This is a genomic window from Chungangia koreensis (genome assembly GCF_042651785.1).
GTDB classification, from domain to species: Bacteria; Bacillota; Bacilli; order Bacillales_A; family Planococcaceae; genus Chungangia; species Chungangia koreensis.
In genome coordinates this window covers 1-14,079 of sequence record NZ_JBHSEC010000013.1, presented here as the reverse complement: position 1 = coordinate 14,079, position 14,079 = coordinate 1, and the positions used below count along the sequence as shown (strand labels likewise).

The 14,079-nt window shown below is 42.0% G+C and carries 16 protein-coding genes and 7 tRNA genes; 18 read left to right on the top strand and 5 right to left on the bottom strand.

The window, feature by feature from the left end:
• The first annotated feature begins 21 nt into the window (after positions 1–21).
• The 7 genes from ACFOZY_RS07635 to ACFOZY_RS07605 all read left to right on the top strand — a co-directional run bounded on the left by ACFOZY_RS07635 (position 22) and on the right by ACFOZY_RS07605 (position 609).
• Positions 22–97, top strand: a tRNA-Asp gene (locus ACFOZY_RS07635).
• 23 nt (positions 98–120) lie between these two features.
• Positions 121–196, top strand: a tRNA-Phe gene (locus ACFOZY_RS07630).
• 4 nt (positions 197–200) lie between these two features.
• Positions 201–274: transfer RNA gene (locus tag ACFOZY_RS07625), tRNA-Gly, on the top strand.
• Positions 275–280: 6 nt separating this feature from the next.
• A tRNA-Ile gene (locus ACFOZY_RS07620) sits at positions 281–357 on the top strand.
• Position 358: 1 nt separating this feature from the next.
• Positions 359–433: transfer RNA gene (locus tag ACFOZY_RS07615), tRNA-Asn, on the top strand.
• Positions 434–437: 4 nt separating this feature from the next.
• Positions 438–528: transfer RNA gene (locus ACFOZY_RS07610), tRNA-Ser, on the top strand.
• A gap of 9 nt (positions 529–537) precedes the next feature.
• Positions 538–609, top strand: a tRNA-Glu gene (locus ACFOZY_RS07605).
• A 375-nt stretch (positions 610–984) separates the two neighbouring features.
• Here the strand turns inward: ACFOZY_RS07605 and ACFOZY_RS07600 are convergent.
• Both ACFOZY_RS07600 and ACFOZY_RS07595 read right to left on the bottom strand, forming a co-directional pair.
• On the bottom strand, positions 985–1,737 hold the full coding sequence (locus tag ACFOZY_RS07600; protein ID WP_378153984.1) for a TraR/DksA C4-type zinc finger protein: 753 nt from the start codon (positions 1,735–1,737) through the stop codon (positions 985–987).
• 136 nt (positions 1,738–1,873) lie between these two features.
• Complete coding sequence (locus tag ACFOZY_RS07595; protein ID WP_378153982.1) at positions 1,874–2,785, bottom strand: 1,4-dihydroxy-2-naphthoate polyprenyltransferase; 912 nt, start codon at positions 2,783–2,785, stop codon at positions 1,874–1,876.
• A gap of 162 nt (positions 2,786–2,947) precedes the next feature.
• Here ACFOZY_RS07595 and ACFOZY_RS07590 point away from each other — a divergent pair, with 162 nt between their 5' ends.
• From ACFOZY_RS07590 to ACFOZY_RS07570, 5 genes are all read left to right on the top strand, one after another.
• Positions 2,948–4,327, top strand: a complete 1,380-nt coding sequence (locus ACFOZY_RS07590) for an isochorismate synthase (protein WP_378153980.1) — start codon at positions 2,948–2,950, stop codon at positions 4,325–4,327.
• Positions 4,320–6,029 (top strand): 2-succinyl-5-enolpyruvyl-6-hydroxy-3-cyclohexene-1-carboxylic-acid synthase, encoded by a 1,710-nt coding sequence (gene menD, locus ACFOZY_RS07585; protein WP_378153978.1) that lies wholly within the window; start codon positions 4,320–4,322, stop codon positions 6,027–6,029. The genes ACFOZY_RS07590 and menD overlap by 8 nt, the downstream gene beginning before the upstream one ends.
• Positions 6,023–6,850: a 2-succinyl-6-hydroxy-2,4-cyclohexadiene-1-carboxylate synthase gene (menH, locus tag ACFOZY_RS07580; protein ID WP_378153974.1), complete on the top strand. Its 828-nt coding sequence runs from the start codon at positions 6,023–6,025 to the stop codon at positions 6,848–6,850. The genes menD and menH overlap by 7 nt, the downstream gene beginning before the upstream one ends.
• A gap of 12 nt (positions 6,851–6,862) precedes the next feature.
• Positions 6,863–7,681 (top strand): 1,4-dihydroxy-2-naphthoyl-CoA synthase, encoded by an 819-nt coding sequence (gene menB / locus ACFOZY_RS07575; protein ID WP_378153971.1) that lies wholly within the window; start codon positions 6,863–6,865, stop codon positions 7,679–7,681.
• Between the two features lie 66 nt (positions 7,682–7,747).
• Complete coding sequence (locus ACFOZY_RS07570) at positions 7,748–9,184, top strand: o-succinylbenzoate--CoA ligase (RefSeq protein ID WP_378153968.1); 1,437 nt, start codon at positions 7,748–7,750, stop codon at positions 9,182–9,184.
• A 42-nt stretch (positions 9,185–9,226) separates the two neighbouring features.
• Here ACFOZY_RS07570 and ACFOZY_RS07565 read toward each other — a convergent pair whose 3' ends face one another.
• Positions 9,227–9,463, bottom strand: a complete 237-nt coding sequence (locus ACFOZY_RS07565) for a hypothetical protein (RefSeq protein ID WP_378153966.1) — start codon at positions 9,461–9,463, stop codon at positions 9,227–9,229.
• A 150-nt stretch (positions 9,464–9,613) separates the two neighbouring features.
• Here ACFOZY_RS07565 and ACFOZY_RS07560 point away from each other — a divergent pair, with 150 nt between their 5' ends.
• Both ACFOZY_RS07560 and ACFOZY_RS07555 read left to right on the top strand, forming a co-directional pair.
• A complete protein-coding gene (locus tag ACFOZY_RS07560) occupies positions 9,614–10,090 on the top strand; it encodes a nucleoside deaminase (RefSeq protein ID WP_378153986.1) in 477 nt (158 codons plus the stop codon).
• A gap of 92 nt (positions 10,091–10,182) precedes the next feature.
• Positions 10,183–10,395 (top strand): hypothetical protein, encoded by a 213-nt coding sequence (locus ACFOZY_RS07555; protein ID WP_378153964.1) that lies wholly within the window; start codon positions 10,183–10,185, stop codon positions 10,393–10,395.
• 41 nt (positions 10,396–10,436) lie between these two features.
• On the opposite strand, the gene ACFOZY_RS07550 is transcribed toward ACFOZY_RS07555, so the two are convergent.
• Both ACFOZY_RS07550 and yidD read right to left on the bottom strand, forming a co-directional pair.
• Positions 10,437–11,414 carry a metal ABC transporter solute-binding protein, Zn/Mn family gene (locus ACFOZY_RS07550; RefSeq protein ID WP_378153961.1) on the bottom strand — a complete coding sequence of 326 codons (978 nt, stop codon included), beginning with the start codon at positions 11,412–11,414 and terminating at the stop codon, positions 10,437–10,439.
• Positions 11,415–11,502: 88 nt separating this feature from the next.
• A complete protein-coding gene (gene yidD, locus ACFOZY_RS07545) occupies positions 11,503–11,736 on the bottom strand; it encodes a membrane protein insertion efficiency factor YidD (protein ID WP_346071721.1) in 234 nt (77 codons plus the stop codon).
• Between the two features lie 94 nt (positions 11,737–11,830).
• Between yidD and ACFOZY_RS07540 the strand changes: the two genes are divergently transcribed.
• The 4 genes from ACFOZY_RS07540 to ACFOZY_RS07525 all read left to right on the top strand — a co-directional run bounded on the left by ACFOZY_RS07540 (position 11,831) and on the right by ACFOZY_RS07525 (position 13,939).
• The gene (locus ACFOZY_RS07540; protein ID WP_378153958.1) at positions 11,831–12,277 is read left to right on the top strand and encodes a Dps family protein; all 447 of its coding nucleotides are present in this window, start codon (positions 11,831–11,833) and stop codon (positions 12,275–12,277) included.
• Positions 12,278–12,339: 62 nt separating this feature from the next.
• Entirely contained in the window at positions 12,340–12,648 is a 309-nt protein-coding gene (locus tag ACFOZY_RS07535) for a hypothetical protein (RefSeq protein WP_378153956.1), read from the top strand.
• 48 nt (positions 12,649–12,696) lie between these two features.
• Positions 12,697–13,170: an NUDIX domain-containing protein gene (locus tag ACFOZY_RS07530; protein ID WP_378153954.1), complete on the top strand. Its 474-nt coding sequence runs from the start codon at positions 12,697–12,699 to the stop codon at positions 13,168–13,170.
• Positions 13,142–13,939 carry an alpha/beta hydrolase family protein gene (locus tag ACFOZY_RS07525; RefSeq protein WP_378153952.1) on the top strand — a complete coding sequence of 266 codons (798 nt, stop codon included), beginning with the start codon at positions 13,142–13,144 and terminating at the stop codon, positions 13,937–13,939. The genes ACFOZY_RS07530 and ACFOZY_RS07525 overlap by 29 nt, the downstream gene beginning before the upstream one ends.
• The last annotated feature ends 140 nt before the right edge of the window (positions 13,940–14,079 follow it).

Genomic DNA, 14,079 nt, shown 5'->3' with positions numbered 1-14,079 from the left:
ATCCTGCCCCCGCAACCAAATGGTCCCGTGGTGTAGCGGTTAACATGCCTGCCTGTCACGCAGGAGATCGCCGGTTCGATCCCGGTCGGGACCGCCATTTTTTTTTGAAATTTAATAAGTGGGTCAGTAGCTCAGTTGGTAGAGCATTAGATTGAAGCTCTAAGTGTCGGCGGTTCGATTCCGTCCTGACCCACCATTTTGCGGGTGTAGTTTAGTGGTAAAACCCCAGCCTTCCAAGCTGGTGATGAGGGTTCGATTCCCTTCACCCGCTCCAAACTTCGGGCCTATAGCTCAGCTGGTTAGAGCGCACGCCTGATAAGCGTGAGGTCGATGGTTCGAGTCCATTTAGGCCCACCATTCCGAAGTAGCTCAGTGGTAGAGCAATCGGCTGTTAACCGATCGGTCGTAGGTTCGAGTCCTACCTTCGGAGCCAATATGGAGAAGTACTCAAGTGGCTGAAGAGGCGCCCCTGCTAAGGGTGTAGGTCGGGTAACCGGCGCGAGGGTTCAAATCCCTCCTTCTCCGCCATCATAGGTTGGCCCCTTGGTCAAGCGGTTAAGACACCGCCCTTTCACGGCGGTAACACGGGTTCGAATCCCGTAGGGGTCATCTATAAAACTCTTTCTCAATGAGAAAGAGTTTTTTCTTTTGTATGAAACATTTGATGATGTGGTTGCAATTGACGAACCTTTAAACAATGTAAGTGTGATAGCGAATTGGCATTGAGTACTTTTTGCTATTTGTAAAAATATAAATAATTTCTGTATCCTCTTTAAAGGAACTTATTGATTTTAACTGGGGATATTAACTTAATCGGCTATATCTTTCAATAATCGGTTATAAATTAGAATAATCGGTTATAAAGTTCAAGTAATCGGTTATAAAACCATAAAATCGGTTATAAGCATAAAGCATGAACTTAACAAAAACATAGATTTACAAAAGGCTGGTCCATCTATTAAAGAGGACCAGCCTTTCATTATTTTATTTTGTTTTTCCATCAGCATTATCTTCTACATAGCCATCCGTAAATTTGTAAGGTAGATCACCAAAAGGTGCATCTAAATTTTTATCCTCTAAGTCTTCTTCTATTTCTTCTTTTTCTGGTGTGTCATAAACTTTAACGTTTTTTCCTGTAATGTCCGTGGAACTGAATGATTCGTATTCCTCGGTGAACCCTTCTTTTAAATCGGAATCATAAAGTTCTTCGTAATTGTCTTTGTCGCCTACGAAGTCCGACGGTGTTTCGGAAGTTCCATATTGAGCGACGTCTTGGAAGCTATCCCTGTAGTCGCGGATTCCATCTCTGCGCCTGTCAGAAAACGTGTTTGCTTTTGGAGGATTCAAAATGTCTTCTTCTACAGGTCTATCTTCCGGTACTGAACGTTCAGTTGTGTGTTCCTTGCAGCGTAATGTATAGGGAACCGCTTCAAGTCGTTCAAATGAAATAGGTTCATGGCATTCTTCACATACTCCATATGTTCCATTTTCAATCGCTTGAAGTGCTTTTTCAACTTTATCTAATTGTGAGTCGGAATGAGTCTGAATGGCAATATCCTTTTCCCTTTCAAAGAGCTCTGTTCCCAGATCTCCAGGATGGTTGTCATACATCGAGAGTTCAGAAGTAGATTCTCGCTCGCTGCCTCGCAGTTCCGTCTCTTTAATATTCTTTTCTAAGCGCTCTTTTTCTTCTAATAGCTGTGATTTTAACGATTGTATTTGCTTTTCAGTTAACATCGTGTCACGTCCTTTTCTGAGTTCTGGATTAGTATGAGCGTAAATGGTTTTTCTTATGTTAAGTTGTGTATCCTTCTGTTCCCGTTATTGAAGTCACCTTAAACAATGAAAAAAAGCACATGCGTGTCGGCATGTGCTAAATGAATATACCTATAAGCAATCCAATGCTCAAAAGTAATCCGAAAAAGGTATTTGTTTGTGCTGTGTTTTTCATGGCAGGCATTACTTTCAGTGGCTCTTCATGCGCCTTGAAGATTTTAATGGCTTTAAGTGGTTTCGGCAGGCTTATCAACGTAATTAGAGCCCACGGAGTAAGGTGACCAGTCAGGACTAATCCAATTATCCAAAGGTAAGCGATCAGGAAGAAAATTAGCATTGTATTAATAGCTGTTTTTCGTCCTGCCAGGATGGCAAAAGTTTTACGGCCTCCCACACGATCTTCCTCTATATCCCGAAGATTGTTGGAAAGATTGATTAGTCCTACCAAAATCATGATCGGGATCGAAATGAGAATTGATAAGGGAGTAACTGTTCCAGTTTGGATAAAGAATGAGATGAGAATGATGAGCATTCCCATAAACAAGCCGGCAAAGATCTCGCCGAAAGGTGTATACGCAATCGGTAGAGGTCCTCCTGTATACAAGTAGCCTATAAGCATGGAAACAGCGCCAACGACTGCAAGCCACCACGAAGATTGCATACAAATATATATCCCAAGCAGTAGAGCAATCCCGTAAAGCGTAAGGGCTAAAATCATGACAGTCTTTGGTTTGACGCCATGACGTACGATTGCACCACCGATACCGATTGACTCTTTAGTGTCAAGACCTCTTTTGAAATCGTAATATTCATTGAACATATTTGTAGCAGATTGTATAAGGATACTTGCAATTAACATAGCCGCAAATAGTATCCAATCAATGGTCGTTTCCTCTATGGCAATTACCGTCCCTAATATAACAGGTACAAAGGCAGCAGTTAATGTATGCGGACGGGCAAGCTGCCACCACATACCCAAGCTATTATTAGTTTGTGTTTTGTTAGACATGCATCTTTCTCTCCTAAGTATAGTAAGTTCAACCCTTCTATTTTACTTCAAGTTGATGATATTTGGAAGGTAACACCTGAACCGTGCCGTAAATAACGGAAAGAGTTATGATAGAATAGAACAGTAAAAAGGATTTGTTTTATTAATTTGGAGGTTTTTGAAATGAATCGGAAGTTGAGTGCCAACACCGGTTATAAACTTGGTTTAATCGACTCTAATACGAGGTTTTATATAGAAACAATTGAATTGAATAGACTTTCTGCCTTATCTTTTTTTGAGGCTGGTTTTTCTTATGAAGGCGAACGCTTCTATTGGCAGAACGCAGAGAAAACACAGACGATTGTCGGACTTGGGCATGCATATGTCATCTCAAACAATGAGCATGAATCCTTCGAGTCTGTACAAGCTGAGTGGGACATGCTGTGTAACACCATTGTAATGGAAGACCCAGAGATTCAACCGATCCTGTTTGGCGGTTTTTCTTTTGATCGACAAAATACGTTATCCTCAGAATGGGACGAGTTTCCGGACGCTTATTTTGTCGTTCCAGCCTTTCAGTTGGTTTTAAAGGATGACCGTGCATACGTATCCATCAATTATATTACTGGAGCTGACTATTCGGCTCAGGCTTTTGATGAATTACGTGCAGAAAGGGATCGCCTGATCCATGCTGCTCAAGTGAATGAATGGAAACCATTCGTAAAACCAGAGATTCTGTCAATCGAAGAACGAAAGAAACAAGACTATTTAGATGCGGTTAGCAGTGTGACTGGTTTAATCCGTGATGGACGTGCTGACAAAGTGGTAATAGCAAGGTCATTAAAACTCACTTTTGCAGAGAAGTTCAATTCCTCTGCGGCATTACGCAGTATTTCGATGGAACAACCTGAAAGCTATCATTTCGGTTTAGAATTGGGCTCGCAAATGTTTTGCGGTGCCACTCCTGAAAGATTAGTGAAAGTAGAAAGCGGGAAGGCATTATCTACATGTCTTGCAGGATCAATCAAACGTGGTAAAACGGCTGAAGAAGATCGATTGCTTGGGGATGTATTGTTAAATGATCCGAAAAACCGAGGCGAGCATCAGTACGTCGTCGATATGATTTCATCCATTTTCGACGAGTATTGCGAGAACTATAAGCTTCCTAAAAAACCGAAGCTGCTTAAGATTCGTGATATCCAGCATTTATATACACCGGTTGAGGGTAGATTAAAATCCAACGCTTCGCTCTTCCAATTAGTAAAGTCCCTTCATCCTACACCTGCTTTAGGCGGGGTGCCGAGAGGACTTTCCATGGAAATTATTCGTAAGTCCGAGAAGATGGACAGGGGTTATTATGCCGCACCAGTCGGGTGGATTGATGCTTCAGGCAACGGTGAATTTGCAGTAGCGATCCGTTCTGCATTGCTTGACCATGATTCTGCTTATCTCTATGCAGGAGGAGGAATAGTAGCGGATTCCGAACCGATCTCAGAATACGAAGAAACCAAAGTCAAGTTCCGTCCGATGCTCCGGACTTTTGGAGGAAAATTGAATGGATAACCGAAAACATTTGACCGATTATGTAACTCAAATTGTCTCAACTCTTCGGGATGGAGGGGCAAAGAATGTAGTAGTAAGCCCTGGGTCACGGTCTACGCCACTTGCTTATGCATTTGTAAAATCACAGGATTTCACCTTGTATCGCCAAATAGATGAACGCTCAGCTGCTTACTTTGCTCTTGGGTTGGCAAAGGCAGAAAATCGCCCGACTGTTCTCCTTTGCACGTCTGGTACCGCCGCGGCCAACTATATGCCGGCTGTGGTGGAAGCATTCTATTCCCGTATACCATTAATCGTATTAACTGCTGATCGGCCGCCTGAACTCCGGGAAGTCGGAGCGCCACAGGCAATTGACCAGTTACGTATGTATGGACAGTTCGTAAAATGGAGTACTGATTTTCCTGTTCCTGAAGATAACGAAGAAGTGCTCCGTTTCGTAGAGCGGCATACGCAGCGGGCGGTTTCTATTGCCACAACAGCCCCATTTGGCCCTGTCCATATCAATGTACCGTTAAGGGAACCTCTCTTAATAGACTTTGATCAGGAAGAACGGAAATCTACATTTGTTAAACGATTCGGTTCAAGTGAGCTTGTAAATAGTGAAGCGATCTCTCTGTTAGAAGAAACAGTTGCTCATTCCAAACGTGGCATTATTATCGTCGGAGAAATGAAACCCGATGTTCAAATGGAACATTTTTGGACTTTTGCAAGGAAGCTCAACTGGCCGGTATTGGCTGATCCGCTTTCAAGATTGCGTTCCAACGTTCCGGATGCGTGCAGAGATTTGCTTATTGACCAATACGACGCACTGTTGAAGTCGGAAGTATTCAAAGAGAAAGTGATTCCGGATGCTGTCATCCGATTCGGGGCACAACCGGTGTCTAAACCACTTACTTTGTTCTTAAAAGCGCATCGCATAGAGCCATTTATTGTTGTTGATGAAAGTCCTTCGTTCCGTGATCCATTTGGAGGGTCGAGTTACCATATTCAAGCTTCTCCGGAAGTATTATGGCAAGAGGTGCAAGTAGAGGGAACATCGCAGCTTGAACTTTGGATCACTGCTAATACTCTTTCTTCCAAGCAAACAGAACGATATGTTCAAGAGGAATCGGATGAGGGTGCATTAGCGGGTATCCTTTTCAACGAAATGCCTTCTAAGAGCGATTTGATTGCAAGTAGCTCGATGCCGATCCGGGATGTCGACACATTCTTCTCGAAAACCCAAAAGGATATCGGTATCTATGCAAACCGTGGGGTTAATGGTATTGATGGTGTTGTTTCAACTGCATTTGGTATTCAGGCTGCTAATCAAAGACCTGCCTATTTGCTGATCGGCGATTTAGCTTTCCTTCACGATCAAAACGGATTAATTATTTCAAGGTTCCATGAGGTCGATATGACCGTTGTTATCATGAATAATGACGGAGGCGGAATTTTCTCCTATTTGCCGCAGTCGACAGTGGAAGAACATTTTGAACATTTATTCGGCACGCCGACCGGTTTGACCTTTGGCGAGATCGCAAAAATGTATGACGCGGAATATTTCCCAGTCCGCTCGAGAGAAGATATGATTCAAACCATGCGGCAACCAAAAAAGAAGCCAATCCGGATCATAGAAGCTTTTACAGATCGGAAAACGAATACGGATACCCACCGGAAGCTGTGGAAACGGATTGATGAGGAGCTTTCAACGAAATGGTAAGTCAACTTTTTTCAATTCGAGGAATCAACGTTCATGTGAAAACATGGAATCCTAATGCTTCCCGGACGCTCATTCTTCTTCACGGGTTTACCGGTAGTACGGGGACGTGGGAAGAGACGGTTTCCAATCTTCCTGACTCCATAAAAGGTGTAGCCATTGACTTAATAGGGCATGGCAGAACGGATGCCCCTGGGAATCCGGACAGGTATGGAATGAGCGAGCAAATTACGGACTTGGATCATGTATTTAACGCGTTAGCGTTAGAACATTTCACTCTTTTAGGTTATTCGATGGGAGGCCGGATCGCGTTAAGTTACGCACTTAGGTATCCGGAACGTATCGAAAAACTTATTTTAGAAAGCTCTTCTCCCGGCTTGGAAGTGGAGAGTGAGCGCAAGCAAAGAGTGAAAGCTGACCAGTCGTTGGCCGATCGTATTGAAAGCGAAGGACTGGAAGAGTTTGTGAATTATTGGGAAGGAATTCCTTTATTCCAATCTCAAAAAGCTTTATGTGAAAACAAACTTCAAGACATTCGAAAAGAACGCTTATCCCAAAGAACTTTAGGTTTGGCTAATAGCCTCAGAGGAATCGGTACCGGGAAGCAACCTTCCAATTGGGGGCGACTCGATACACTTAAATTTCCCGTATTACTTATTACTGGTGAACTCGATAGTAAATTCTGCAGGATTGCAGGTGAAATGAAAAAACAGCTTCCGAATGCTGAATCTGTTATTGTGAAAGGGGCAGGACATGCAATTCACGTGGAAAAATCGGAGCAGTTTGCTACAATAATAACGGAACATCTAAAAGAACAGAATTAGAGGAGGGTCTGTATGACACGTCAATGGGTAACTGAACGTACATACGATGAGATCAAGTACGAAACATATAACGGAATTGCAAAAATTACGATCAACCGTCCCGAAGTGCGAAATGCATTTACACCGAAGACGGTTCACGAACTAATTGATGCTTTTAGCTACGCACGCGATGATTCAAATGTTGGTGTCATTGTTTTAACAGGTGAAGGAGACAAAGCATTTTGTTCAGGCGGTGACCAAAAGGTCCGTGGACACGGTGGTTATGTTGGCGAAGACCAAATTCCACGATTGAATGTATTGGACTTACAGCGTCTAATCCGTGTGATTCCTAAACCGGTTGTAGCGATGGTTGCAGGTTATGCAATCGGTGGCGGTCACGTATTGCACGTAGTCTGTGACTTGACGATTGCAGCTGATAATGCAATTTTTGGACAAACAGGTCCTAATGTGGGCTCGTTTGATGCGGGTTACGGCTCAGGTTATTTAGCCCGGATTGTTGGCCATAAGAAAGCACGTGAAATCTGGTATCTATGCCGTCAATACAACGCACAGGAAGCACTCGATATGGGCTTGGTAAATACGGTGGTACCTTTGGAACAACTTGAAGACGAAACGGTTAAATGGTGTGAAGAAATGCTTGAGAAGAGCCCGACTGCTCTTCGTTTCTTGAAAGCTGCTATGAACGCTGATACAGATGGTCTTGCAGGTCTTCAACAAATGGCTGGAGATGCAACTCTTCTTTACTACACAACAGATGAAGCGAAAGAAGGCCGTGACGCATTCAAGGAAAAACGGAAACCTGATTTCGGTCAATTCCCACGTTTCCCTTGATTGATAAGTGGAATGATTGAAAGCTGTCCGCAAAGGGCAGCTTTTTTCTAAGAGAAGGTGATGACTATGTATCCGAACTGGTTAGTACAACGCGCCAAATTGACACCTGACCGTATCGGTTTATCCTTTGAGAATATAGAATGGACGTTTAAAGAAATATTGGAAGAGGCACTACTTCAGGCAGGGTGTTTGTTGACTGCGGGTGTAAAAAAGGAATCGAGAGTAGCGATCCTTTCATCTTCCCATCCCCAGTTAGTCTTTGGAATCCACGCGTGCTTGCAGTTGTCAGCAGAATTGGTGATGTTGAATGAACGCCTTTCGGAAAGTGAAATCCATTACCAAATTAGCGATGCCGATCCGGATTTCGTTTTGGTGGACTCTAAATATAAAGACAAAGTGATAGGAACCGGTAAACCGATCCTATCTTGGGATGAGTTGAAAGAGCTTCGTCCAGAAGAAGTAAAAGTGGAATTAGAATGGCCGTCGGACCGTACCATTACCATTATGTATACATCAGGAACTACCGGTTTTCCAAAAGGTGTCCGGCAGACGGTGGAAAATCATACAACAAGCGCAACAGGATCAGCCTTTAATATGGGGGTAAGTCCGGATGATGTTTGGCTTTGTACTTCTCCTATTTTCCACATTAGTGGCTTTTCTATTTTAGTACGTTCGCTGCTCTATGGAATGAGGGTACGTCTGTATCAAAAATTCGATTTAGCTCCTATAGTGGATGAGCTGACTGCTGGCGAGATAACCAGGATGTCGGTTGTGGCAGTAACACTCGAGAGGATTTTGAGCGAGCTTGAGAGAAGAGAAGAGAAGGTCCATCCGAACTTTAAGACAATGCTTGCGGGAGGAGGCCCAATTCCTTCGGATTACCTGAATAGGGCCTTTGCAAAGGGGATTCCCGTATTACAAACGTATGGAATGACTGAAACTTCCTCCCAAGCTGCTACGTTAGCACCTGAAGATGCCATTCGGAAGTTAGGTTCTTCAGGAAAACCGCTATTCTTGACCCATATTCGGATTGACGGAGCAGCTGGCCCGAACGTAGAAGGAGAGATATGTGTTCGGGGAGGTAATGTCACTCCTGGATATGTTGGAAGAAATGAAGAGCGGCCAGCGCAAATTGATGGTTGGCTCCATACGGGAGATATAGGTTATATCGATGAGGAAGGCTATTTATATGTTGTCGATCGCCGCTCAGATCTGATCATCTCTGGCGGGGAGAATATTTATCCCGCGGAAGTCGAGAATGCCTTAGTGAAGCATCCGAACGTACGTGAGGCAGGAGTTTGTGGTGTTGATGACACGGAGTGGGGACAAGTACCAGCCGCTTTTGTTGTGTTGAACTGTGAGGTAAGGGAAGAAGAACTAATGGACTTTGCCAGAACCGTTTTAGCTGGTTATAAAGTGCCGAAAGCCATTAAAATCGTAAATGAGCTTCCACGTAATGCTTCGAATAAATTGATGCGTAGAAGATTAACTGAGTACCTATAATGGAAAAAAGCTAACTGATCATGAGATGCAGTTAGCTTTTTCCTATTTTTGTGGATCCACCTTTTTGCCCCTCATCAGCTCTTCGAAATCTTTCATTTCCTTATCTACCTCCGGTAAATGTCCATAAGGGTTTCTCTCTTGAGAAAATTCATCGGTTGATTGTAATTGGATCCCGACTGTCGAACCAGCTGTTGCAGTAGGGTCATTGTAAATATTCTCATGATCTCCATCGAAATGGGGTGTTGCTTCTACATGCTGTCGATCTGTTTTACGCGTCATAATCCCAACTCCTTTTTCTTAACATGAAACAATGCATACGAATTATGCTTAGAGGAATATAACCTACAATGTCGAATTTGATAATAAATTGTTTATTAAAAAAGGGGGGGAACAAATGGTCTCAACAGATCGACTGTTAGTACAAATGGCATAAAGGAAGCTGCAAAATCTCTTGAGGAAAATACATATCCAGTTGGAGCGGTCATTGCAGATGAGTCCGGAAATGTGATTGCTACTGGAAGAAACCACGTAAATCCACTGCAAGATATAACAGCTCATGCTGAAATCGATGCTTTAAGAAATGCAGGGAAATCTATATTAGATGCAAAGCTTAGGAAGGAGAAACTAACATTGTACACAACGTTAGAGCCATGTCCAATGTGTACAGGCGCTATTTTGTTTGCCCATATTCACCGGGTAGTATGGATCTTGAATGATGAGACCGGATTTGGTGGTTTTAGAGTCATTCAGGAGTCTAAAGTCTATGAAAGCCGGTTTGCTAAAATTGAAACAATCGCAGAACCATTTGACGATTTAAAAGAAATTCAGTTAGAACTAATGGATTCATGGTCCAAAAACCCTTATAACATTGCCAATCAAAGAAAAGCGGGTGTAAGTTTGAGGTAAGCCCCTTATCCGATGTCAGTAGGTATAAGAATGCATTTTGTATTTAAGTCTAAATTCATAAAGAAATTAGAATAAAATAGGTTTAATTCCCTATGTCGACAGGGTACATACAGGTAAATGCAATCACGAGGGGATCGGAGAAGATGGAAGAAATGGAGCTTGTAAAGATTTTAAAGAGCGAACTAAAACAATTACAAGTCGATCATTGGAAGTGTAATAACGAAAAAATCCAAGAGACCATCCAAGAGGATATGTTACTACTTCTTGATGCCATCGTAAAATTAAAAAATGGAATCGTAGCATGACAATATAAATATAAGAAAAGCTGGCGGAAGGAACCGCCAGCTTATTTTTCGTTCAATGCTGTTCTTAATGTATTTAAATTTTTTCTCATCAGTGTAAAGTAGGTTTCGTCATTTTCAATATCCTTTTCCGTGAGGACCCCTAAATTATGCAGGACTAAAGATTCTGCATCTACTTCATCTTGGATCACTTTAGTGATTTTGGATGATACATTCTGTTCGAATAGAATGTAGGAGATGTCATTCTTCTTGGCAAGTTCTACAATTTCGGTTAACCGTTTTTGGGACGGTTCATCTTGTGAATTTAATCCAGCAATCGCAACTTGCTCAAGTCCATAAGGCTCCGCAAGATAGCCGAAAGCAGCATGTGATACGAAAAATGTTTTATGTTCTGCTTCGTTTGCCATTTTTTGAAAATCCACATGTAACTGCTCAAGTTCTTGAACCAGTTTCTCGTAGTTCTCTGTATAAATTGCTTCGTTTTCAGGATCGTGTGCAACTAAAGCATCTTTAATAGAGAGACTAAGCTTTTGACTGAAATGAGGGGAGATCCATACATGTGGATCAATATCACCATGATGATGATCATCATGCCCTTCCTCCGCTTCGTGATGTTCCTCCTCTTGATGGATAGCACCCAATTCCAATTCTTCATCAGATATGGAATTAGCTGTGGCAATCATCTCGACTTGTTCTCCCTTTAGCGTTTGTGATGCTTTGTCTACAAAACCTTCCAGGCCAAGCCCGATATAAAAAAATATATCTGCATCTGCTAATTTCATCATGTCTCTCTGTGTTGGTTCAAATGTATGTTCATTTGCTCCAGCAGGGTAGATAGATGAGACTGTCACGTGCTCGCCACCGATTCTTTCCGTGAAATATGTCAATGGATAGACGGTTGTATATACAGTTAATCCTTTATCTTTATCTTGTTTAGTCTGCGCGGAATTGTCTTTATTTGTACATGCTGCCGAGAAAAACAGTAAAACCGCGGAGATAACTAACAAAGTTCTTTTCTTCATGTCCGTCCTCCAAATAGTAATCATTACGATTTATAAATTCAACTTTTTTATCATACATGAGCCTAAACAAAAAAACAACCTTCGAGAATTATTTTTTTCTCGAAGGCCATTCGTCTGGGACCGGATCGAAACCACCTTCATGTAAAGGATGGCATTTTGAGATCCGTTTTATAGTTAAAAGTGAACCTTTTATAGCACCATGTTTTTGTAGTGCCTCCACTCCATAGTGGGAACAGGTTGGATAGAACCTGCAGCTCGGTGGAGTCATAGGTGAAATGAACTTTTGATAGAGTTTGATAAATCCGATAAAGATTGTTTTCAAGAGGGCACTTCCTTTTTTCCGATACGTTTATTGTAAGGAATAGTAGGGGAAAATGAAAGTGGAGAGCATTATCTACAAAAAGGAGAGATTTGGGATGTCAAAAGCATTAAACGAAGAATTAAATAAATTGGTGGCCACTTGGTCTGTACTTTATACGAAACTCCATAATTATCATTGGTATGTAAAAGGACCGGAATTCTTCACTTTGCATACAAAATTTGAGGAACTATATAATGAGACAACACTTCATATGGATGAAATTGCTGAACGCCTATTAGCAATAGGCGGTGAACCGGTTGCAACAATGAAGCAACAATTAGAATTATCTGTTGTCGAGGAAGCATCCGGGAAAGAATCATCGAATGAAATGGTTCAGACAGTGGTGGATGATTTTTCAAAAATCATGAAAACATTGAAATCAGGAATGGAAGAGGCTGAAAAAGATAATGATGATATGACCGTAGATCAGCTAAATGCCATCTATCAATCCCTTGAAAAACATTCTTGGATGTTATCAGCCTTTTTAGGGAAAAAACAATAAACTTAGAGCAGTCATAATTTTTGTTCTTTGTGGCATCCTACCCGAAAAAGGGTGGTGCAGTCATGTCAAAAGAAACAATGTATGTATCAATTTCACATAAAGGGGTTTACCGATATCCTCATGAGTCGCCATGGGAATTCAAAATAGAAGTTGACCGAGAAATGATTCCAGTATTTCAGCAATTGTTCAGTCAAATCAATGACATTGAATTTGCAAATTTCTGGAGGTCTCATCTTCCTTATGTTCCATACCATTTGGACAAGGAAAACGACCAAATCGATTATAGAACGAAGAAATTGTATGCATTGGTCCATGAGTTCGGTGATCAGGAATCGAAGGAATTCGTCGAAAAATTACCCTATTTTAGTTGAATCAACCTAATTGCCTCCGCTACACTACCCTTAAAGGGAGTGAGCGGAGTGCTTTCATTTAAAGACCAGCATTCAGTAGATGTGCAACTATCGTTTAAAAAGCATTCATTTGCACTTAAACCGGAACATGTTTTAGTAGTTGTTTTGAATAATGGGAACTGGCTAATGACCAACCATCCTACACGAGGGACCGAGTATCCTGGCGGTAAAGTGGAAAAGGGAGAAAGTCTTGAGGAAGCAGCGATAAGGGAAACATACGAAGAGACCGGTGTTGTACTGAAGGATTTAAAATGGATAGCCGAGTATATCGTATATACAGAGGAACCATTTTGCAAAGCCGTATTTACCGGAAAAGTGGAAAGGATTGAAGAGTGTCCTGTTTCCTATGAGACGGACGGTCTTTTCTGGCTGCCTGTAGAAGAATTCGGGAATGAAAAAAACTTAAGTTTTCATATGATGGATGAAGGAATGGAAGCAATCCGGAAGAAGGTGATTGAGCTTGAAGGAGAACGGAACAATTGAAGAGCATAGGATTTATCCATCTCCTAATCCTAACGTTAAACTTACAGAGATTACATATTGGTCCAATGGTTTGAAAGTTAAAGGTCTATTGGCGGAACCAAAAAAAGAAGGCGTTTTTGAAAGTATTCTCTATTTACGCGGTGGAATGCAATTTGTTGGCATGGTCAGACCTGCAAGGATTTCTCAATTCGCACAAAAAGGATTCATTGTATTTGCACCTTATTACCGCGGAAATAGGGGAGGGGAAGGTAAAGACGAGTTTGCAGGAGAAGATCGTTGGGATGCAGTACATGGTGTTGAAATTTTAAAGAAGCATCCGAGAGCCATTCCTGATCGAATACATTTATATTCCTTTTCACGCGGTGGAATTATGGCACTCTGGACAGCGATTCTTAGGAATGATATTACATCGGTTGTATTCTGGGCAGGTGTGTCCGATTTAATCTCTACTTACAGTGAACGTAAGGATATGAGACGGATGATGAAGCGTGTAATTGGTGGAACACCAAATAACAATATGGAAGCATACGAGGAGCGGACGGCGCTTTTTCGGATTGAAGAAATTGATGCACCCGTTTTGCTCGTACATGGCATGAAGGATGAGAATGTATCATTTAAACAGGCCTTATTGCTTGAAGAAGAGCTGCGTGAGAAGGAGAGGGTGTATGAAACATGGTATTTCCCTGACTATACTCACCATTTCCCACCTCAAGTGAACCGCAAGATCGTAGACGATGTTTGCATTTGGATGAGAAGGCAAGGTAAATAAAGAGAAAAAACGAATCTGCTATGCGCAGATTCGTTTTTATTGTGCGCCCGGCATGGGCGTAGTCTATAGGGTGCAAGTCCCGAACTGTGAAGGCAGAAGTAACAGTTAGCTTAACGCAAGGGTGTCCACGGTGACGTGGA